At 69.9% G+C, this 18,364-nt stretch carries 17 protein-coding genes and 3 pseudogenes; 12 read left to right on the plus strand and 8 right to left on the minus strand.

Going from position 1 to position 18,364, the window contains the following annotated elements; translation table 11 throughout:
- Window positions 1-482, plus strand: a pseudogene (locus J7E94_RS34350) (helix-turn-helix domain-containing protein); the annotation flags it as partial.
- A gap of 150 nt (window positions 483-632) precedes the next feature.
- On the opposite strand, the gene J7E94_RS10020 reads toward J7E94_RS34350, so the two are convergent.
- The gene (locus tag J7E94_RS10020) at window positions 633-1,445 is read right to left on the minus strand and encodes a VOC family protein (RefSeq protein ID WP_215014167.1); all 813 of its coding nucleotides are present in this window, start codon (window positions 1,443-1,445) and stop codon (window positions 633-635) included.
- Window positions 1,446-1,598: 153 nt separating this feature from the next.
- Between J7E94_RS10020 and J7E94_RS10025 the strand changes: the two are divergent.
- The 4 genes and pseudogenes from J7E94_RS10025 to J7E94_RS10040 all read left to right on the plus strand — a co-directional run.
- A pseudogene (locus tag J7E94_RS10025) lies at window positions 1,599-1,748 on the plus strand (Fe-S cluster assembly protein HesB); the annotation flags it as partial.
- 171 nt (window positions 1,749-1,919) lie between these two features.
- The gene (locus J7E94_RS10030) at window positions 1,920-2,117 is read left to right on the plus strand and encodes a hypothetical protein (RefSeq protein WP_215014168.1); all 198 of its coding nucleotides are present in this window, start codon (window positions 1,920-1,922) and stop codon (window positions 2,115-2,117) included.
- 310 nt (window positions 2,118-2,427) lie between these two features.
- Window positions 2,428-3,105, plus strand: a complete 678-nt coding sequence (locus tag J7E94_RS10035) for a peptidase inhibitor family I36 protein (RefSeq protein ID WP_215014172.1) — start codon at window positions 2,428-2,430, stop codon at window positions 3,103-3,105.
- A 632-nt stretch (window positions 3,106-3,737) separates the two neighbouring features.
- Window positions 3,738-4,154: a hypothetical protein gene (locus J7E94_RS10040; protein WP_215014173.1), complete on the plus strand. Its 417-nt coding sequence runs from the start codon at window positions 3,738-3,740 to the stop codon at window positions 4,152-4,154.
- A 150-nt stretch (window positions 4,155-4,304) separates the two neighbouring features.
- On the opposite strand, the gene J7E94_RS10045 is transcribed toward J7E94_RS10040, so the two are convergent.
- The 4 genes from J7E94_RS10045 to J7E94_RS10060 form a co-directional block, all read right to left on the minus strand.
- Window positions 4,305-4,790 (minus strand): hypothetical protein, encoded by a 486-nt coding sequence (locus tag J7E94_RS10045; protein WP_215014174.1) that lies wholly within the window; start codon window positions 4,788-4,790, stop codon window positions 4,305-4,307.
- Window positions 4,783-6,993: a hypothetical protein gene (locus tag J7E94_RS10050; protein ID WP_215014175.1), complete on the minus strand. Its 2,211-nt coding sequence runs from the start codon at window positions 6,991-6,993 to the stop codon at window positions 4,783-4,785. The genes J7E94_RS10045 and J7E94_RS10050 overlap by 8 nt, the downstream gene beginning before the upstream one ends.
- Window positions 6,990-8,609: a hypothetical protein gene (locus J7E94_RS10055; protein WP_215014176.1), complete on the minus strand. Its 1,620-nt coding sequence runs from the start codon at window positions 8,607-8,609 to the stop codon at window positions 6,990-6,992. Before J7E94_RS10055 ends, J7E94_RS10050 begins: the two co-directional genes overlap by 4 nt.
- Window positions 8,610-8,773: 164 nt before the next feature.
- Window positions 8,774-10,081 carry a site-specific integrase gene (locus J7E94_RS10060; protein WP_215014178.1) on the minus strand — a complete coding sequence of 436 codons (1,308 nt, stop codon included), beginning with the start codon at window positions 10,079-10,081 and terminating at the stop codon, window positions 8,774-8,776.
- Between the two features lie 221 nt (window positions 10,082-10,302).
- Between J7E94_RS10060 and J7E94_RS10065 the strand changes: the two are divergent.
- Both J7E94_RS10065 and J7E94_RS10070 read left to right on the plus strand, forming a co-directional pair.
- Window positions 10,303-10,767, plus strand: a pseudogene (locus J7E94_RS10065) (HhH-GPD-type base excision DNA repair protein); the annotation flags it as partial.
- Window positions 10,768-10,845: 78 nt separating this feature from the next.
- Window positions 10,846-11,319, plus strand: coding sequence for a cupin domain-containing protein (locus J7E94_RS10070; RefSeq protein ID WP_215014180.1), 474 nt, complete (start codon window positions 10,846-10,848; stop codon window positions 11,317-11,319).
- On the opposite strand, the gene opcA is transcribed toward J7E94_RS10070, so the two are convergent.
- Both opcA and J7E94_RS10080 read right to left on the minus strand, forming a co-directional pair.
- Entirely contained in the window at window positions 11,268-12,200 is a 933-nt protein-coding gene (gene opcA, locus J7E94_RS10075; RefSeq protein WP_215014182.1) for a glucose-6-phosphate dehydrogenase assembly protein OpcA, read from the minus strand. The genes J7E94_RS10070 and opcA overlap by 52 nt on opposite strands.
- A 130-nt stretch (window positions 12,201-12,330) precedes the next feature.
- The gene (locus J7E94_RS10080; protein ID WP_215014184.1) at window positions 12,331-13,932 is read right to left on the minus strand and encodes a helicase HerA-like domain-containing protein; all 1,602 of its coding nucleotides are present in this window, start codon (window positions 13,930-13,932) and stop codon (window positions 12,331-12,333) included.
- A gap of 88 nt (window positions 13,933-14,020) precedes the next feature.
- Here J7E94_RS10080 and J7E94_RS10085 point away from each other — a divergent pair, with 88 nt between their 5' ends.
- Together J7E94_RS10085 and J7E94_RS10090 are read left to right on the plus strand one after the other, a co-directional pair.
- Window positions 14,021-14,317 carry a type II toxin-antitoxin system VapB family antitoxin gene (locus tag J7E94_RS10085; protein WP_017240525.1) on the plus strand — a complete coding sequence of 99 codons (297 nt, stop codon included), beginning with the start codon at window positions 14,021-14,023 and terminating at the stop codon, window positions 14,315-14,317.
- A 145-nt stretch (window positions 14,318-14,462) separates the two neighbouring features.
- A complete protein-coding gene (locus J7E94_RS10090) occupies window positions 14,463-15,134 on the plus strand; it encodes a LytR C-terminal domain-containing protein (RefSeq protein WP_251056413.1) in 672 nt (223 codons plus the stop codon).
- 46 nt (window positions 15,135-15,180) lie between these two features.
- Here the strand turns inward: J7E94_RS10090 and upp are convergent, their stop codons facing one another.
- Window positions 15,181-15,816 (minus strand): uracil phosphoribosyltransferase, encoded by a 636-nt coding sequence (gene upp, locus J7E94_RS10095; protein ID WP_214353071.1) that lies wholly within the window; start codon window positions 15,814-15,816, stop codon window positions 15,181-15,183.
- Window positions 15,817-15,979: 163 nt separating this feature from the next.
- Here upp and J7E94_RS10100 point away from each other — a divergent pair, with 163 nt between their 5' ends.
- The 3 genes from J7E94_RS10100 (at window position 15,980) to J7E94_RS10110 (ending at window position 18,332) form a co-directional block, all read left to right on the plus strand.
- Window positions 15,980-16,918: a universal stress protein gene (locus J7E94_RS10100; protein WP_251056414.1), complete on the plus strand. Its 939-nt coding sequence runs from the start codon at window positions 15,980-15,982 to the stop codon at window positions 16,916-16,918.
- 84 nt (window positions 16,919-17,002) lie between these two features.
- A complete protein-coding gene (locus tag J7E94_RS10105; protein WP_215014186.1) occupies window positions 17,003-17,182 on the plus strand; it encodes a hypothetical protein in 180 nt (59 codons plus the stop codon).
- A 601-nt stretch (window positions 17,183-17,783) separates the two neighbouring features.
- The gene (locus J7E94_RS10110) at window positions 17,784-18,332 is read left to right on the plus strand and encodes a hypothetical protein (RefSeq protein ID WP_215014188.1); all 549 of its coding nucleotides are present in this window, start codon (window positions 17,784-17,786) and stop codon (window positions 18,330-18,332) included.
- Window positions 18,333-18,364: the final 32 nt, after the last annotated feature.

Raw genomic sequence — 18,364 nt, forward strand, 5'->3', positions numbered from 1 at the left:
AGGCCGAGCCTGAGCCCGTACGGGAGCCGCAGGCCGAGCCGGCGGCCCGGCCCGTCCGTGCGCCCGAGCCGGTGTCGCCCCGCCGCCGGGCGGCCGTGGCCCTGCTCGGCGGGCTGCGACGGACCGATCCGCGGCTGCTCCTCGGCGAACGGGACATCGAGCGACTCGCCGGGGGCGTCGAGACCTGGCTGGAACGCGGCGGGACGTGGGACGCCATCACCGCCGTGCTCACGGCGAACGTTCCCGACCCGGTCCGCCACCCCGCGGGACTGATCGCGCACCGCCTCACGGCCCAACTGCCGCCCGAGCTGGAACCCTTGTTCCGGAGAGCCGCCTTCGTGCCGCCGGACCCCTTCCAGACGTGCGAGGGCTGCAACCGCGCCTTCCGCAGCCAGGCCCCCGGCAGATGCGGCGACTGCACCGCCGACGAACGCGACGCGGCCGATCGATTCTGCGGTGAATCGGCTGCGGCATACGGGTGATCAGGCGTGTGCGGACCTGGCGGGGCGCGGTGAGGGCCCGCTATTCCTCCTCTGACACGCCCCGCTGCTCCGGCACCCCGCGTACGTGGCTACGGCCTCCGCTGACGCCCGTGCCCCTGCCGTGGAACACCGGCAGGGGCACGCGGCACCTCAGGCGAAGTTCGGCATCTCCCCGACCGTGGTCGACATGTCGATCACGGCGAAGGCGGCCCCCTGCTGGTCGGTCAGCGCGGCGAAGCGGCCGAAGGGGCTGTCCATCGGCCCGAAGTGGAGGGTTCCGCCCAGCTTCTTCGCCTTGGCGACCGCCTCGTCGCAGTTGTCCACGCCGAAGTAGACCTGGATGTAGGAGGGAATTTCCGGCGGGAACTCCGAGCCCATGGTCATCCGGCCCAGCACCGGGTTCTCCTTGCCGCCCAGGCTGTAGATCTTGTAGTCCATGCCCTCCGCCTCCGGACTGTCACCCATGTCCATCTGCTGGGTGCCGTACGGGAAGACCTTGGGCAGGAAGGCATCCACCTTCTGCACGTCCCGGCTGAAGAACTCGGCCCAGGCGTACGAGCCCGGCTCGCCGATCTTCTCGAAGCCCTTGTGCTCACCCGGCTGCCAGACGCCGAAAACCGCGCCGCTCGGCTCCTTGGCGATCGCCATCGAGCCGAAGGTGCCGACCTGCATCGGCTCCATCAGCAGCTCGCCGCCCGCCGCCTTGATCTTCTCGGCGGTCGCCTCGACATCGGGGGAGGCGAGGTACAGACACCACTGCGACGGCGCGTCGCCTCCCGGCATCGGCGGGACCACGGCGGCGACCGCCTTGCCGTCGGAGTAGGCCTGCGTGTAGTTGCCGAACTCGCTCGACGCCTCGCCGAAGGTCCAGCCCAGGACTTCGGAGTAGAAGCTCTTGGCGCCCTCCACGTCCTTGAACATGGCGTCCACCCAGCAGGGAGCGCCTTCTGAGAACTCAGTCATGATCGACTCCTGTGTCCTGTCTGCGACTGTGCCTGTGCCTGTGCCTGTGCCTGTGCCTGTGCCTGTGTCGGCGTACGGATCCACGCTAGGCGGGGGGTCCGACAACCGCGCGCCGACCGTGCGCGGAACGCCGCCGCGCGGGACGCTGGAGCCATGAACGACACGGACGACAAGGACCCCAAGGGCGTCACCATCCGGCTCGCGCAGCAGCCCGAGGCCGACGCACTGCTCGGCCGGAGCCCGCTCGCCGCCCTCGTCGGGATGCTGCTCGACCAGCAGGTACCGATGGAGTGGGCGTTCTCGTTCCGTGTCCAGTCTGAGCGTGTTGCCCGGATGCTCATGTCTGTCTAGTCGGTTCTGGAGTCCCCAGACACCCCCGGGAACAAGTAACCCGCTGAAAGCTGGTAGATACCCGAGCACGGCACGGGCGGTGCTCAGACCTCGGCAAGGTCCGGGCGCCGCACGTACAGCCTTGTGACCGTCCCCCGGCAGGGGCAGACGGTTTGGATCTACGAGAAGGGCGGTGGCGCCCGGGCCCAGGTCGTCGACGCCGTTCTGCACCCCCAGAAGCACGACGCCCGTGCCGTTCTGGATGGTCTGGCGGCCGGCCGGAGCGAAGCGCTGCCCCCGGAGCAAAAGCTCGACCGCATCCGCGACCTCATCGGCTCGTAGGCAAGTGAAGCCGTGATCCCCCGCCAGGGTGCCCCTGCAGGCGGCAGCCTTGGCGGCAGCCTTGGCGGGGATCACGGCCTCTTGACCTTCCCGTGGGCGAGGCTGAGCTGAAGCCGGTCCTCGACCGGCCTTGGGGACCATCCGTTGCCCTGTCCAGGCCGGGTCTGGACAGGTGGATGTGCCCGAAAACCCTGTGGGCGTGGGAGTTGATGCCACGTAGCGTCAGCCGCGATTTCAACAATCCGGGGGAAATATGAACATCGGAAGAATTGTGGCGGCACTGACCGTCGGGGCGGCCCTCACTCTGGGCATGGCTGCGCCTTCCGTGGCGGTGGCCCCGACCCCAGTCGCGGAGAACCGCGGGGCGGCCGACTCAGCGGACCGGGCCCGTGACGCAAAGGCCCGTAAGGGACCTGTGGTCGCGTTGCACAACGGCAAGCCCATCGACCTGGCCAAGGGCTGGGGTACCGCGACGGTGTGCACGGAGTACGCCGATCTGACCGTGCGCTGCTTCGACACCGACGCCCAGGCGGAAGCAGACCTGGCCGAGTTCAAGGCGGGGCACCCCGAGACAGTCAAGGCGCCTCCGGCGGGACGCGGCGACATGAAGATGAACCCGCAGGGCAGGATGGAGACGGTCCCGGCCGCTTCGGCCGTCACTCTGTCGGCTTCCGTGGCGGCTGCGTCGCCTGGCTGTTCGTGGGGATTCACGTGCGTGTACGCGGACCTGGACTACACCGGGCGTAAGCTCCAATGGGACATGGACGGCACGAAGACGCTCGGGCAGTACGGGTTCCGCGACCAGACGACATCGGTGGCGAACAACGATGAAATGGGTGGCATGACGCTCATCGACTACCGGGACAACATGGTCGACCCGACCTTCATCGTCTGCCTCGGGTGCGCCTACGGCGATCTGCGGCAGCAGGACTATCCGGGCTGGGGCACCGGGTCTTGGGACGACCGCGCTGACGCGCTGACTATGTAGCAGATCGCGGCTTTGAGGAAAGGTGCCTGGCATGTCGGGTCGTACCGTTGCCTGGGTTTTGGTTGGGATCGCCGTTCTGGCCGGCGGACTCCTGTTCTGGTTCCAGCCGTGGAAGAGCTGCGGTGAGGGCGCTGAGCGGATTACGGACCGTCCCGCCGGTGCGGCGGTCGAGACGTGTGACGACTACCGGCGCTGGGGCCACCCCACTCGGTGACCCCCTTGTGCTTCGCCCCTGCCGCCAGCTTGCGGCAGGGGCTTTGTCGTGTCCCGGCCTGCGTGCGCGGCTTGGGGTTCCTGGCCGGTACCAGCACAGCGAAGCCCTCATCACCTGGGCAGCTATCGCCCTCATGACCCACCGCATCACCCAGAAGAAGCTCCGCCCCTCCGCCGCTCGCCAAAGCGCCTGAACCGGCACCTCCAGCAGACTCAGCCTCCGATTCGACGAGTTGAGTGCAGCAGTAAGTACCGGTGGACCCGGTTTCAGTGTTCCCTGAGTACCTCGTGTGTCTGCGGTGTCCTGTCGGCTTCGGCAGCGACGGTGAGGTGGCCGCGCAGATCACGCTGACGCGGAAGGTCTGAAAGACTGGCGCCGATAGCTAGTCGTCTCTTCACAAGCTGGTGAAAATGGCACGATGAACCATTTCGCCCGCGTGGTGGCCCTGACCTGCCTCGGATGCACCATCCTGCTGTCCGGATGTACCGTCGACAGCACCCCGAGCCCAGACCGCCGTCCCTCTGGCACCCCCGGCCCCACGGCTACTACCACCGTGGCCCCGGATGCCGCGGTTCAGCTCGCTGACCGCTACCGTCGCTCCGGCGGAACGAAAGACGTGTACGGCATCCAGCAGAGTTCCGGTCCGGACGGGGTTCCCCTGCTGACCGTGTGGACGCACAACCCAGACGAAGACGCTAAGCCGTTCGATGACCTCAAGGAATCGATTACCAGATACCTGGAGCACAAAGAGAATCTGTCGCTCAAACACGGCTATCTGATGGACGTCTTCGGCCCGGATGGTTCTTTGCAGCACCGCCTTGACGCTCGCCAATAACCCTCAGTCCACCGCACTTCGCCAGATCACGCCTTAACTCGCCAACTCAGGCGCTCGGCCGCATGCGTGTCATGTCTGGATCAGCACAGGTGCTAACGCTGCTCTGATGGTCCCCAAGGTCGTGTGAGGCTCGCGGGGCCCGGCAAGGGCCTATTTCTGACGTTGCGGGAAGGCCCGGACTGCGCTGCCGGGCTGTGCTCGCCGCAGCTGGTTGTTCTCGACCTCCAGGACGTGGATGACTCTGGCGAACGTGTAGAGCCGTTCCTTGAGTTTTCGGTGTTCCTCCCGAAGGGATGCCACCTGTACTCGGAGCCGGTCGTTGTCCTCTCTGAGGTCTTGTGCGATCTGGGGGCGGTGGTCCTGGGAACGGACGAGGGCATAGAAGAGATCCTTAAGCCCGGTGTGCTTGTGAGTGAGTTTGTGGCGCTTGAGCTGGGATTCTGCGGCCAGCGACTTGACGGTCAGCTGCCCGTCAGAGTGCAGAGGGACACCGGCCAGGAGTCGGATCATGGCGTCGGTGATCACGCGGATCTCCTCGCGATCCTCGGCGTTCCCCCCGGATGCGGTGTCGGCAGCGACGGCGAGGGCCGTGCCGATGGTCTCGGCAAGCGCCGGCGCCGTGGCGGTGTCAGACATGGGTGCCTTCTCCGGTGGTGGTGCGGCTGGAACGGTGGGCTTCGATCAGGGCATCGAGCACTTGCTGTCGTTGCTGGAGGCGCCGCCGGATTGGGTGCGGCAGGAGCCCGTCACTGATTTCGGCACTGATCTGTTCGATCTCTTTCGCGGCTAGGTCCATGTGGGTGTCGGTGCGGGAGATGTTTGGGCAGGTGCTGTGACAGCGGTTGCGACTGGGGGTTCGCTGGGTCGTGGCGTCAGCCTTCCCGCGTGCGGGGTTGCAGAGTGCCGCGTGAGGGTCGTAATTGCAGGTCAGGAACGATTCCGGGTGATCGAAGACCTGAAGTCGGGGGTTGGCGATGAGGGCCTTGTGTTGCCGCTTGCTGAGGAATCCACCTGCGTAGGTGGTCTGGAATTCGCTGGCTGCGGTGAGGTAGCGGCCGACCGCGGGGCCGCTGACTCCTTCACCGGCGGTAAGGCGTTCGGCGGCCGCAGCGAGGGTTTCCGCAGTGGCCAGGGCTTGTTCCAGGTCGAGGAGCTGAAGCATGTCTGTGGTCGAGCGGCCCCCATATCCGTCCGCGAGCGAGGCACTGAGGTGGCCGTATTGGATGCCCAGGGCGATGCGGCCGGAGGGGCGACGGACGATGAACCAGGCGATCGTGCGGCGGAAGCGTCGCAGGGTGACGGCGCCCTCGGGATCGTCCGGAATGGCTTCGTGGTCGCGTCCGTGGTACCGGGCGAGCTCGTTGGACCAAGCGGAGAACCGGCGGATGCGGGCGATGGCCAGGGCCGGCGTCAGCGCTGAGCCGAGGTAGGTGCGGGGTTTGTGGCACTTCGATAGTGAGCGGGGGAACAGCAGCCGGCCGTCCGTCAGGGCTTCCAGCACGGTGACGGCTTGTTGAACGGGGGCGATTACGGTCCACGGGTGAGTACGCAGGGCGCCTTGAGGCACGTGGTTCCCGCGGCTGTCGGTGACGGTCTTGAAGTGGCGGCCGGTGATGCGGTGGCGGACGGTGCCGTCAGAGCGGTGTTCCGAGGTGCAACAGCCCCGTTGTAGTTGCAGAACCTCTCGGGGCCGGATGCCGGAGAGGTAGGCGATAACGATTAGGGCGGCGGTCATCAGGTGTTCCGCCAGGTCCTGGACCTCTTCGAAGTCGATCACTCCACGCCATGAGCGGCCGTCGAGGTGGCCGTTGATCTCGGTGGCCAGCGGGGCGCCGTCCCCGGTCGCGAGTCGGTCGGAATCCCGCAGGCAAGAACTGACCAGCTGGTTGACCTGTCCCACGGACACACCGAGCAGGCCGGCAATGAACTGGTTGTGGCTCGGCAGCGGAGGCGGTGGCGAGCCCGTTCGCTGCTGGTGGCCTTGCCGGAGAGTCTTGATGCGGGGGCTGTTAAAGGCAGGGACGGGCTCGCCGGTTTCTTCGAGGCGCCGGAAGTAGGCGCGTACCTTGTCCCGGCCGCCGGGTTCAGCGCGACTGGGGGCGTTGTCGAGGAGCCGGCGCATCTCCGCGCGGGCGGAGAGGATGTCGGGCGCAAAGTCGGTGACCGTGCGAAGGGCCCAGACCAGCAGCGGTGACATGACAGAGGGATGGATGGGGGCGGTGGCGTTCTCGCCACGTCGCTGCCACTGCCTGAGCCCGTCGGCGTAGGCGCCGGTCCCGCCGACTTCTGCGTCTTCCCACGGCGGCATGGGGATGCGGTCCTCGGGCAGCAGGAACGGCGCGAAGGCCCAGAGTCGGGTGATCGAGAACAGCTCATGGACGATAACCGTGCGGCAGGCGCCCAGTCCACCACGCTCGGTGGCGTACTCCACCATGAGGTCACGCGTCACTTCGTCCAGTGAACGGACCGATCGAGACCCCAACCAGCGGGCGAAATAGCTCCAGGTTCTGATCACTCTTGTGAGCGTGACGGCGGCCGGACGTTCCCGGGTGGCAGCCCGGGAGTCAGCCATCAGCGGTTGCGGGGTGGGGAGGTTGAGCAGGGCCCAGCCCGCCCGCATGAAGCCGGAACGCAAGGGCACGGCGAAGTTCTCCCAGACGATGCTGAGGGTCGTCGTCGCCTCGCCGTGGGCGAGCGCCGCCAGGTTCCAGATGGGGTCGGCGAAGCGTGGAACGTCAGCGGCCGTGGCTCCCGGCCGGGCCCGGTCCAGCGTGAAGACAGGGGTGTCCGGCGCGGGGTTGACCAGCGCGTTGTTGTGTTCAAGAAGCAGGTGAGTCACGGGTCGAGGCGTCTTTCCATCATGCGGTCGATCAGGGCGTGGTCGTCGTCCGTCAGCTCCGCCAGGAACCGACGGCGGCTGTGCTCGGTGGTGTGGTCCTCCACGAGCGCGGAGACGCGGGCGAAGTGCTCTGCCCAGTCGGCGGCCCAGATCTCCGGCGTGACCGTGGCGCGGATCGCGGCGAGCGCTTGGTGCAGATAGGTGATCCGGGGCAGGTGACGGCTGGTGGCCACCGCATTGGGGCAGGCGAAGCACATCAGGAACGACACTGCGCAGGGCCCGGACGGGGTGAACGGGCTGTGCTCGAAGTCGGTGCAGGCGGCTACCGCCGTGTCGAGCCTGCCGCCGACGAGGTCGAAGGCCACGGCCGGTGTCAGTCCCGACGCGGCCGCCACCGCCTCCGCGCTCTCCCCGTCCGGACTGGATGCCACGACGCGCATCCCGACTTGTGCATATGCGTGATCGACAGCCGCGTGCAGGCCGGCGGCCACGACGTCGGCGGATGCCTCACGGATGTCCGGGTTGCGCATGAGGTAGACGTCGTCATGCGTGCGCTGGGTGTTGTTCCGGGGGCGTCCGTAGATACCTTGTGCGGTGTTGCGCAGGGCCTGCGCGGAAAGCGGACGGCCGTCGCGAGTCAGTGCCAGGCCCTCAGCCCATGCGCGGATGAAGTAGGGCAGGGTCTGCCCGTCCCAGTTGTCGGCCTGGATCAGCCCGTCTTGCGACCAGGCCAACAGCAGCCGGTCGTCCGGCATGTTCAGGCTCTCCAGCAGGTTCCGAAGTGGCTGGGTGATGCGGAGAATCCGGCGGATGACCCGGCCGGCGGTGCCTTCGCCGAGATCCACCAGGCTGTTGCTGGCGTGCCGTCGGCGTGCCCCGCGACGGGGTTTGTCCGTCGCGATCCGGTGGATCACCTCGGCGCCGTCCGAGGCGTCCGTGTTCGGCGAATGGCCGGGGATCCGCATCTTCTGGAGGACGGAGAGGTTCCATCCCTCGTGGCAGATCAGCAGCACGGCGGCGGCACCCATCTCGGCGCAGGTGGGGAACAGCCGGGCCGTCATCGCTGCCACCCCGCCAGCGCGGTGCACGACGGTGCGAACCGGCTCGTGCAGGTGGCGGTGGCCGCCGGCTGAAGGCTGCCAGGGCAGGTGGCCGGTCCGGCTGAGCTCGTCCAGGACTTCCGCCAGCTGTACCTCGGCACCGTCCGGAGTGATCTGTCCGGCCCGCCACCGCTCCAGCAGCCTGGTGTTCTCCTCGATCCGCAGTTGCGCGGTGCGCAGCGTGCGGGCCGCCGCGTCCTTGATCGCCTTGAACTCCTCCTCGGAGTAGGTCCGGGCCGGTGCGGGCCGTGGGGCGCCACCTCGGAAGAGCTTCAGAGCCGCTCTTGTGGCCGGCGGCAGTGACTCCACCGTGAGCAACAGCCGCTTCAGCCGCCACCGGTAGTCACCTGGCAGGACCCAGTCATTCCAGACGGCGGGCGTGAGGTGCCCGACCTCGGTGACGGGTGGGGTGCGGTCTGCGGACCACCGCAGGAAGTGCCGCATCAGCTTGGCCCGGCTCTGCAAAGTCGCCGCCGCGTTCCACTCCCTCCCCGCCAACTTGCCGAAAGCCGCCATCAGTTCACGACGCAGTTCCTCCGAGCCGGGACACTGCCCGAAGTCGAACCGGCCGAGATCCTCCCCGTGCGGTCCCCGTGCGTGAACAGCCAGGCCGTCGGCCGACAGGTTCGGCGGACGCTGATGCCGCTGGGCCGGAAGCGCAGCCCGCCGTCCCCGACCGCTCACGCCACGGCCCCGGGAACGTCGAGGACCAGCCCGGTGCGTTCGGCGATCAGCGCCAGCAGCTCGGTGGTCTCGCTGTCCTCCCGGCCCATGAGCAGGCTTTCGAGTTGCAGACCACGAACCGGCTCCAGGTAAATCGCCCGGGTGGTCTCCTCCGAGCGGTGGCCCAGGAGGTCCTTGACCATCGACCAGACACCGCCGTAGATCTCCTCGTAGTGGCGCCGCTGGTCCGGGCTGAGCCCCATGCGGCGGTCCATCGCGTAGTGCAGTGACACCACCATGCGCAGCGCGAACGAGTGCCGGGCCATGTGCGGTGTGGCGAACAGCTCCAGGCCCAGGGCCTTGCATCGGCGGTTGGCCCGTGCGAACAGGTTGCTCCAGCCCCGGTAGCGGCGGGGCAGTCCGGACTCGGTCAGCCACAACATCGCAGGCTCCAGGCCCTGCGGGCCCCGGACGAACAGCCGCAGCCGCTGCCGGTCGTCGAGTTCGTTCAGCCCGACCCGTCCCGTGCGGCCGCCCGATGCACTCCAGCGGACTTCACCCCGCCGGGTGACTTCCTCAATGACGCGAACCCCTCCAAGCCGTTCGTAGACGCCCGCTTCCTGGGCCCGGCGTACCGCGAGCGCCCGCGTGGTCAGCCGGTAGTCGCTCACCTCCCGCAGGCTGGCGTGACTGACGTAGAAGTGGCGGCCAGCGCGTTTGGCTGCTGCGGTCGCCAACCGCGCCGCATAGAACCGCTGATCGCTCAGCGGGGGCAGCTCGGAAGCCAGCAGTGTCCCGGCCTCCCGGCGTCGCAGACCGCTGCCGTAGAGCAGGCTGGCGAAGGCCGCGTCCCGTCCGTCGTTGCGGCCCCGCCAGGCCGGATCCTCCATTCCGTCCGGCAGCATCCCCCGCAGGCCGACATCCCGCCACAGCCTCCAAGCCCTCGGCGTCAGCCACTTCACGTCCGATGTCCGAACGTCCGCCGGGGCCAGCTCGGGGACCTCGCCCATCGCGCCGTCCCGCCTACGGACCGAACGCAGACGTACCGGGCTCACTGCGACGTATCCCCGTGCCGTCGCCCAGTCGTAGAGCATCCGCAGGGCCGCGAGCTCCCGCCCCCACTTCGCGCCCCCGATCGGAGCGTCGTTGGCCTCGGCGCGGAGCCGCCAGTCCTCCCAGCCCTCCAGGTCCTCAGCCGTCGCGCGGTCCCAGGTCAGGCCCGACCGCCACAGGAACGTGAAGAACAAGCGGTAGTCCAGCGCGTACGACTCCTGCGTACCCGGCGCCTTCCCCACGAACGGCGGACGGCGGAAGAACTCACTCAACCGAGCATCAACACGACCCCCGGGAGAGACCAGGATCGGCTGTCGCTGCCGGATCCCAAGTTGTCGCTCGCGCTCCGCCAGATCAACCGCACCGACGATCGCCAGATCCGCGGGCTCGCCGCCTCTGTCGGTCCAGAACAGCTGCCACTCATCGGCCACAAGGACGCTCCGTAATCACAACTCGACCTGCTGTAACACGCAGAACGTACACGGAACTGTCAGGGCCCTGGACGATCGCCCAGCGGCTCGGCTCCGAGGACCTCGACGCGCACGCCATCGCCGCCTACGACCCGGAGGCCTTCGCCGCCCTGCTCTCCGAGAAGCCCGCCGTCCACCGCTACCCGGGGTCGATGGCGAAGCGCATCCAGCAGCTGTGCGCGTACCTCGTGGAGCACTACGGCGGCGACGCCGAGGCCGTCTGGGCCGACGCCCCGACCGGGGCGGAGCTGCTGAAGCGGCTCAAGGCGCTGCCGGGCTTCGGCGAGCAGAAGGCCCAGATCTTCCTCGCCCTGCTGGGCAAGCGGTTCGGGGTGCGCCCGCAGGGCTGGCGGGAGGCCGCGGGGGGCTACGGGCAGGCGAACGTCTACCGCTCCGCCGCCGACATCACCGGGCCGGAGTCCCTGGCCAAGGTACGGGCCCACAAGCAGGAGATGAAGGCCGCCGCCAAGGCCGCCAAGGCGTCCTGACCCCCACCCGATTGACCGGCCCGACCCGTCCCGGATTGACCCCTGGCGCCGGTCTATCCGCACCGTAGGTTGGGGGACATGACAGAGATCGCGACCCGCGCCGCCACCGCCGAAGCCATCTGCGACGCCCCCGGCAGCCTCATCACCCTGCTCACCGATACCGCCGAACTCACCTGCAACACCGCCACCTTCGAGGAGGGCGCGGCCGGAGCCCCGGTGCACTTCCACACCAAGGCCACCGAGTTCTTCCACGTGACGGCCGGCCGCCTCGACGTCCTCGTCGGCGACGTGATCCAGACCCTCGGCGCCGGTGACTTCATCGCGATCCCGCCGGGAGTCAAGCACGCCTTCGCCCCCGCCGCAGGCCACACGGCGAGCGTCTTCGTCGGCTTCACCCCCGGCATGGGCCGCTTCGACTACTACCGGCTCCTCGGCCGCGTCAACGCGGGCGAGGCCACCGTGCAGGACATCAAGGACAGCTCATCCACGTACGACAACCACTACGCGGAGAGCCCCGCCTGGAGCGGCCGCCGCCGCAGCGCCGAGCCGTAGACCACGTCCGCGTCGAGCCGGCGCAGCTCCTCCGCGATCAGCTCTGCGTCGCTGCGGATCTTCAGTGCCACCTTGCGGTCGGGGCTTCCCGGCAGGACCAGCGTGGCCAGCTTCCCGGCCGGCCGGTCCACCCGGATCTCCCCGCCCGTGGTCTGGAGGCTGACCCGGGTGATCACCGGACCCGCGCTCTCCAGCCGGGCGACGGGCACCCCGAGGCAGTCCTCCAGCCAGCGCGCCAGCAGCTCGGCGCTCACGTTGTCGGCCTCGCTCTCCACCGTCGCGCCGGTCACCGGCAGCGGCTTCTGGTCCAGGGCGGCGGCCAGCAGGGCCCGCCACGGCGTGAGCCGCGTCCAGGCCAGGTCGGTGTCACCGGGGTGGTAGGCGGCGGCCCGCTCGTCGAGTACGCCGACCGGGTCGTAAGCGGCGGCCGCGTCGGTGATCCGGCGCTGCGCCAGCGCACCCAGGGGGTCCTTGGCGAGGTCGGTCGGGGCGTCGGCCGGCCACCAGGCCACCACCGGCGCGTCCGGCACGAGCAGCGGCAGGACGACCGATCCGGCCTGCTCGGTCAGCGCCCCGTGCAGGCGCAGCAGCACGATCTCGCCGGTCCCGGCGTCCGAGCCGACCCGCAGCTCGGCGTCCAGCCGGCTCGTGCGCAGGCTGTGCGGGCCCCGCGAGGTCCGCTTGATCACCGCGATGATGCGGCAGGGGTGCTCGTGCGAGGCCTCGGAGGCCGCGCGGACGGCGTCGTAGGCGTTCTCCTCGTCGGTGGCGATGACGAGCGTCAGGACCAGGCCCGTGGTGGGGCTGCCTATCGCCCGGCGGGCGGCGAGCAGGGCCCGGTTGACCTTGCTGGACGTGGTGTCGGTGAGTTCGGTCCGCATACTCCGAGTCTGTCAGCGCCCATCCGGGTCGCGGCACCAGGTTCACTCGATTCCCCCTGGAACCGGGCGCCTGCGGCGAGCCGGGCCGAGCCGAGCCGTCTGCGCCGACGCGAAGCCGGCGGGACCCCGGTCAGCGGCGCCTGCGGGCCGTTCCGAAGATCGAGCGCGAGATCTCCCGGCCCAGCTGCGTCCCGACCGACCGGGCAAGCGAGCGGAACAGCCCGCTCCCCACCACCTGCTCGACCGGCGAGCGATCCGGCTTCGGAGCGCTGCGCGCCGCCCTCGCGGCCTCCTTCTCGGCCGCCTTGGCCTGCTTCTCCGCCTCGGCGGCCGCCGCTGCCGCCTCCGCCTCCGCCTCCGCGGCGGCCTGCTCGGCGCTGATCTTCTCGTACGCCGACTCTCGGTCGACCGGCTCCGCGTAGCGCGAGTACAGCGGCGAGGACTTCACCGCCTGGTCCAGTGCCGTCGCCTCGATCGGGCCCATCAGCGACTGCGGGGCGCGCAGCCGGGTCGCCGCGACCGGCGTCGGGGCGCCCTTCTCGCTGAGCACGGTGATGACCGCCTCACCGGTCCCCAGCCCGGTGAGCAGCTCCTCCAGGTCGTACGGGGAGTTCGGGAAGGTCCGCACGGTCGCCTTCAGCGCTTTCGCGTCATCGGGCGTGAAGGCGCGTAGCGCGTGCTGCACCCGGTTGCCGAGCTGGGCGAGCACGTCCGCCGGTACGTCCTTGGGGGTCTGGGTCACGAAGAAGACGCCGATGCCCTTGGAGCGGATCAGGCGCACCGTCTGGGTGATCGAGTCCAGGAAGGCCTTCGAGGCGCCTTTGAAGAGCAGGTGGGCCTCGTCGAAGAAGAAGACGAGCTTGGGCTGCTCCAGGTCGCCGACCTCCGGCAGGTCGTTGAAGAGGTCGGCGAGCAGCCACATGAGGAAGGTGGAGAAGAGCTGCGGCTTGTCCTGGACGGCGGGAAGCTCCAGTACGGAGACGAGTCCGCGCCCGTCCGCGGCCGTACGGAGGAACTCGCTCGTGTCGAACTCCGGCTCGCCGAAGAACTCCGAGGCCCCCTGCTGCTCGAAGGCGGTCAGCGCCCGCAGGATCACCCCGGCCGTCACGGTGGACAGCCCGCCGATGCCCTTGAGCTCCGGTCTTCCCTGGTCGGAGACGAGGAAGGCGACCACCGCGCGCAGGTCCTTGAGGTCGATCAGCTCCAGGCCCTTGGTATCGGCGTAGTGGAAGATCAGCCCGAGGGACTGCTCCTGCGTCTGGTTGAGCTGCAGCACCTTCGACATGAGCACCGGGCCGAAGCTCGTGACGGTCGACCGGACCGGGATGCCGGGGCCGATCCCGCCCAGCGAGTAGAACTCGCTCGGGAATCCGGTGGCCTCCCACTCCTGGGCCACGTCCTGGGCCCGTTCCGCGATCTTCTCGTTGGCCGCGCCGGGGGCCGAGATGCCCGAGACGTCGCCCTTGATGTCGGCGAGGAAGACCGGGACGCCGTGGGCGGACAGCTGCTCGGCGATGAGCTGGAGGGTCTTGGTCTTGCCGGTGCCGGTGGCGCCCGCGACCAGCCCGTGCCGGTTGAGCATCGACAGGGGGATGCGGATCTGGCGGTCGGGCAGGCAGCGGCCGTCCCAGAGCAGGGCCCCCAGATCGAGCGCGGGTCCGGTGAAGGCGTATCCGGCGGCGATCTCCTCCGCCGGGCCCGCCGAGACGGCGGGGTCGGTGCTCTCGCTCATGCATCACTCCCGGATTGGCGGTGTTTGACACTTTTGCACCAACGTCGCGAGGCTGCGCCCGCAGGCACGGGCCCGGTAGGCTTTCCGTGTGATCTTCAAGCGCATCGGTAACGGAAAGCCGTACCCCGACCACGGCCGGGAAAGCACCCGGCAGTGGGCGGACGTCGCGCCGCGCCCGGTCCGGCTCGACCAGCTGGTGACGACCAAGGGCCAGCTGGACCTCGAAACGCTGCTCGCCGAGGACTCGACCTTCTACGGCGACCTCTTCGCGCACGTCGTGAAGTGGCGGGGCGACCTGTACCTGGAGGACGGGCTGCACCGCGCCGTCCGCGCGGCCCTCCAGCAGCGCCAGGTCCTGCACGCCCGCGTCCTCGAGATGGACTGAACCAGCGGGGCTGACGGGGTTGACGGGGCTGACGGGCTTCCAAGACTGAGCGGCGCTTCGCGTAGATTGCGCCTTTCGGGTCAGCATTGGCCTATCAGCAGATCATTTAGTAGGCATCGCTCCCGGGCCGCACTACGCTGCGCCCATGAGCATGCTCACTCCCCCCGGCATGGGCGGAAAGTACCGCGTCACGGGAGCCGCCTATCCGCGGATGAGCCGTAAGCGGAGCCGCCGCCGCATCGTCCTCGCCGTACTCGGCTCGGTCCTCGCCCTCGCCCTGGTCGGCTATGGGGCGCTGCAGCTCATCGACGTGTTCCGGGGCGACAGCTCCAAACGGAACACGGCCGCTGGCGGCAAGGACTGCCCGACCGGCTCCCCCAAGGCCGCCGCCCAGGGCGGTGGCCCCGCCGCCGCGTCCCCGGTCGCCGCGAAACCGGCGGTCGTACTCCCCCAGCCCGGCGACATCACCGTCAACGTCTACAACGCGACCCCGCGGGCAGGCCTGGCCAAGACCGTCGGCGACGAGCTGAAGAAGCGCGGCTTCATCATCGGCAATGTCGGCAACGCCCCGGCCGACTTCGACAAGAAGGTCCCCGGGACCGGGATACTGCTCGGCTCCCCGGCGACCGACAAGGCCGCCTTCGCCGTCCTGGGCACCCAGCTCGCCGGCGTCACGCAGCAGACCGACGCCCGCGAGACCGCCGACATCGACCTGATCCTCGGCGACGCCTTCAAGGAGTTCAGCACCAAGGCGGACGCGGACAAGGCGCTGGCCCTCCTGGCCAACCCGGAGCCCGCGCCCGTCAAGAAGTGCTGAACGCCCAGGTCCGGGCGGCCGACCAGGCCTCCTGGACCTACCAGGCCTACTCCGCGGAGCCGTACATGCGGTCGCCCGCGTCGCCCAGGCCCGGCACGATGTAGCCGTGCTCGTTGAGCCGCTCGTCGACCGCGGCGGTCACCACGGTGACCGGCGTGCCGGCGAGCTCGCGCTCCATGACCTCGACGCCTTCGGGCGCGGCCAGCAGCACGACGGCGGTGACGTCGTCGGCGCCGCGCTTGATGAGCTCCTGGATCGCCGCGACGAGCGTGCCGCCGGTGGCGAGCATCGGGTCGACGACGTAGACCTGCCGGCCGGAGAGGTCCTCCGGCATGCGCGTCGCGTACGTGGAGGCCTCCAGGGTCTCCTCGTTGCGGACCATGCCGAGGAAGCCCACCTCGGCGGTCGGCAGGAGCCGCACCATGCCGTCGAGCATGCCGAGGCCGGCGCGCAGGATCGGCACGACCAGCGGGCGCGGGTGGGAGAGCTTGACGCCGGTGGTCGGGCCGACCGGGGTCTCGATGTCGGCCTGCTCGGTGCGCACGTCCCGGGTGGCCTCGTACGCGAGCAGGGTGACCAGCTCGTCGGCGAGCCGCCGGAAGGTGGGGGAGTCGGTGCGCTTGTCGCGCAGGGTGGTGAGTTTGTGCGCCACCAAGGGGTGATCGACGACCTGCAAACGCACAACATCCTCCAAAACTCGGCCTGCGACCTGCAAAAACGGCCGCGAGACGCGACCCAGACCCAAAAGGCTACGCGCTGGCGCGGGCCCTTGGCGTCCACCGGCCGGGCCACGCCCGGGACCGGGTGGGGATGCGGACCGTGCGCGGGCCCAGCAGGCTGGACAGATGACTGACGCACCCGTGATCGCAGCCGTCGACGGATCCGAACACAGCCTCAAGGCCCTGGAGTGGGCCAGGGCCGCGGCCCTGCGCCACGGTACGGGGCTCGTGATCGCCCATGTACTGCCCGACCACGCCCAGTTGTACGCGGGACGCCGGGCGGCGCTGCACGACGCGTCGGAGCCGGAGGAGTTCCCCGACCCGGTGAACGAACGGATACGGGCGCTGCTGGGCGGGCGCTCCGAGCTGCCGGAGGGGGTGCAGTACGAATCGCTGGAGGGCTCCGTTCCGGAAGCGCTGCGGGTCATCGGGGCGGAGGCGCGGATGCTGGTGATGGGCTCCCGGGGGCGCGGCGGCTTCGCCAGCCTGCTGCTCGGCTCGAACAGCAGGGCCGTGGCCACGACCGCGCCGTGTCCGGTGGTGGTGGTTCCGCACGCGGAGCGGAGCGCGGATGCCGAGACGGGGGCTTCGGCCGGGCGGGTGGTGCTCGGGCTGCACGCCGCGGAGACGCCCGACGACGTACTGGCCTTCGCGTTCGCGGAGGCAGCCGTGCGGGGGACCACCGTCCAGGTGGTGTCCGCGTACGCCGTCCCGCCGGCGCCGACCATGGTGATCGACAGCCCGTTCGCGGTGATCCCGCCGGAGGGGCTGGCGGACGAGGGCGAAGGCGTCCCGGCCGAACGCGAAATGCTCCGCGCCCAGACGGAGCGGCTGGCGCCGTTCCGCACCCTCTACCCGGACGTCCCGGTGGAGCAGGCCGCCGTACCGGGGGACGCGGCGGGCCGGCTGGTCGACGCCTCCCGGTCGGCGGCCCTGGTGGTCGTGGGCCGACACCACCCGCGGCGCACGGCCATGTCGCTCCAGATCGGCTCGGTGGCGAACGCGGTGCTCCAGCACGCCCACGGCCCGGTGGCGGTGGTCCCGACCCTCTCGGACGACGCCTGACCTGCACAGGGGTGGCATCAAACGGCCCGTCCGGGGGAAGGTGGGAGCCGAGGGGGACGACCGACCAGCCCGGGGTGGTGGCCGATGCCCGACACACAGCCGACCGACGACGCGCCGGAAACCGCCGCCCAGCGGCGAGCGCGCCGCGCGCAGTTCCTGCGCGACCTGTTGGAAGCCCGCGAACTCCGCGACCGCGTCCAACCCCGCCGCGCCCGCGCAGCCCGCATGCGCCAACACATGCGCATGCGCACCTTCCGCTGGTAACCACCTCCGCTCAGCCCCGCGACACCCCCGGCCCCGCCGGCCCTTGAGGCCCGGGGCAGCAACGTAAACGAGGGGGGCAAATCCAGCCCCGCCGGCGTTTGAGGCGCGGGGGCGGAGCCCCCATCTTCAGCCCCGCCGGCGCTTGAGGCGCGGGGGCCCAGGGGCGGAGCCCCCATCTTCAGCCCCGCCGGCGCTTGAGGCGCGGGGGCCCAGGGGCGGAGCCCCAGCAACGGCGCCGCACCCGCCAGACCACGGCGGCACATCCAGCCCCGCCGGCGCTTGAGGCGCAGGGACCGGGCGGCGGCACCCGGCAGGCCCGCCACCGCGACACGGCCGAGGCGCGCCCGGCACAGCGGGGAGCCGGGGCACGCCCCGGCCAAGCCCCCGGACCCGTACGGCACCACCGCCCCACACCCCCCGCACAAGCCGCGCAGCGCACGGCACGGCACGACGCAAGCGCGGAAGACCTCTCGCAAGGCCGCCATTTCTGCCACGATGCCGATTGGGCGGGGCAGGACGGCGCGCACCACAGCCGTTCCGCTCCAACCTCCGGCCGGGGGGACCTCCAACCGGCACGCCTAAGACCAGTGGGAGAGTCACGGTGTATTTCGCCGCACTGCTCGCGCGCACCGAAGACGGGTGGGAAGCGAGCGACATGGAACTCGACGACGTCGAGTCCCTCAGTGATCTGATCGATCTCGCCCGTTCCGCCGCTGTCGACGACGACACGGTGGTCGCCCTCATCGAGCAGGAGGACGCCTGGTTCGGCGTCGTCCGCGTGGACGGCGAGGAGGACCCGCGGTACTTCGTATCGAACGCCCCCGCGGCCGCCCGCAGCTCCTACGGCTCGATGCTGACCAAAGAGCTGCTGGGCAATGACGAGGAGGACGACGAACTCGACGAGCTGGACCTGGACGGAACCGAGGACGGCGAGGAGGAGGCCATCACCGCCTTCGCCGACAAGGACGACGACGAGGACGAGGCGGGCGGGACCGGCGCGGAGCCGGTGCCGTCCGGACCGCTCGGCGACCCCCGGCTGCTCGACGACCTCGGGGTGACCCACAAGCAGCTCATGGGCCTGGACGGGGACGCCCTCTCGGAGATCGCCGAATCGCTCGGCGCGACCGAGGTCCTGGAGGCCGTCCGCTAGTGACCCACACGCACGACGCGCACCACCCGCAC

It is taken from the genome of Streptomyces sp. ISL-94 (assembly GCF_018614075.1).
GTDB lineage: Bacteria > Actinomycetota > Actinomycetes > Streptomycetales > Streptomycetaceae > Streptomyces.

Bases quoted from the DNA above. Each gene is read 5' to 3' on its own strand.
- opcA (WP_215014182.1), bottom strand. From the start codon at position 12,200: ATGCGGACCGAACTCACCGACACCACGTCCAGCAAGGTCAACCGGGCC.
- J7E94_RS10070 (WP_215014180.1), top strand. From the start codon at position 10,846: ATGACAGAGATCGCGACCCGCGCCGCCACCGCCGAAGCCATCTGCGAC.
- J7E94_RS10105 (WP_215014186.1), top strand. From the start codon at position 17,003: ATGCCCGACACACAGCCGACCGACGACGCGCCGGAAACCGCCGCCCAG.
- J7E94_RS10035 (WP_215014172.1), top strand. From the start codon at position 2,428: ATGGCTGCGCCTTCCGTGGCGGTGGCCCCGACCCCAGTCGCGGAGAAC.
- J7E94_RS10090 (WP_251056413.1), top strand. From the start codon at position 14,463: ATGAGCATGCTCACTCCCCCCGGCATGGGCGGAAAGTACCGCGTCACG.
- J7E94_RS10040 (WP_215014173.1), top strand. From the start codon at position 3,738: ATGAACCATTTCGCCCGCGTGGTGGCCCTGACCTGCCTCGGATGCACC.
- J7E94_RS10055 (WP_215014176.1), bottom strand. From the start codon at position 8,609: ATGGCGGCTTTCGGCAAGTTGGCGGGGAGGGAGTGGAACGCGGCGGCG.
- J7E94_RS10020 (WP_215014167.1), bottom strand. From the start codon at position 1,445: ATGACTGAGTTCTCAGAAGGCGCTCCCTGCTGGGTGGACGCCATGTTC.
- J7E94_RS10080 (WP_215014184.1), bottom strand. From the start codon at position 13,932: ATGAGCGAGAGCACCGACCCCGCCGTCTCGGCGGGCCCGGCGGAGGAG.
- J7E94_RS10100 (WP_251056414.1), top strand. From the start codon at position 15,980: ATGACTGACGCACCCGTGATCGCAGCCGTCGACGGATCCGAACACAGC.
- J7E94_RS10045 (WP_215014174.1), bottom strand. From the start codon at position 4,790: ATGTCTGACACCGCCACGGCGCCGGCGCTTGCCGAGACCATCGGCACG.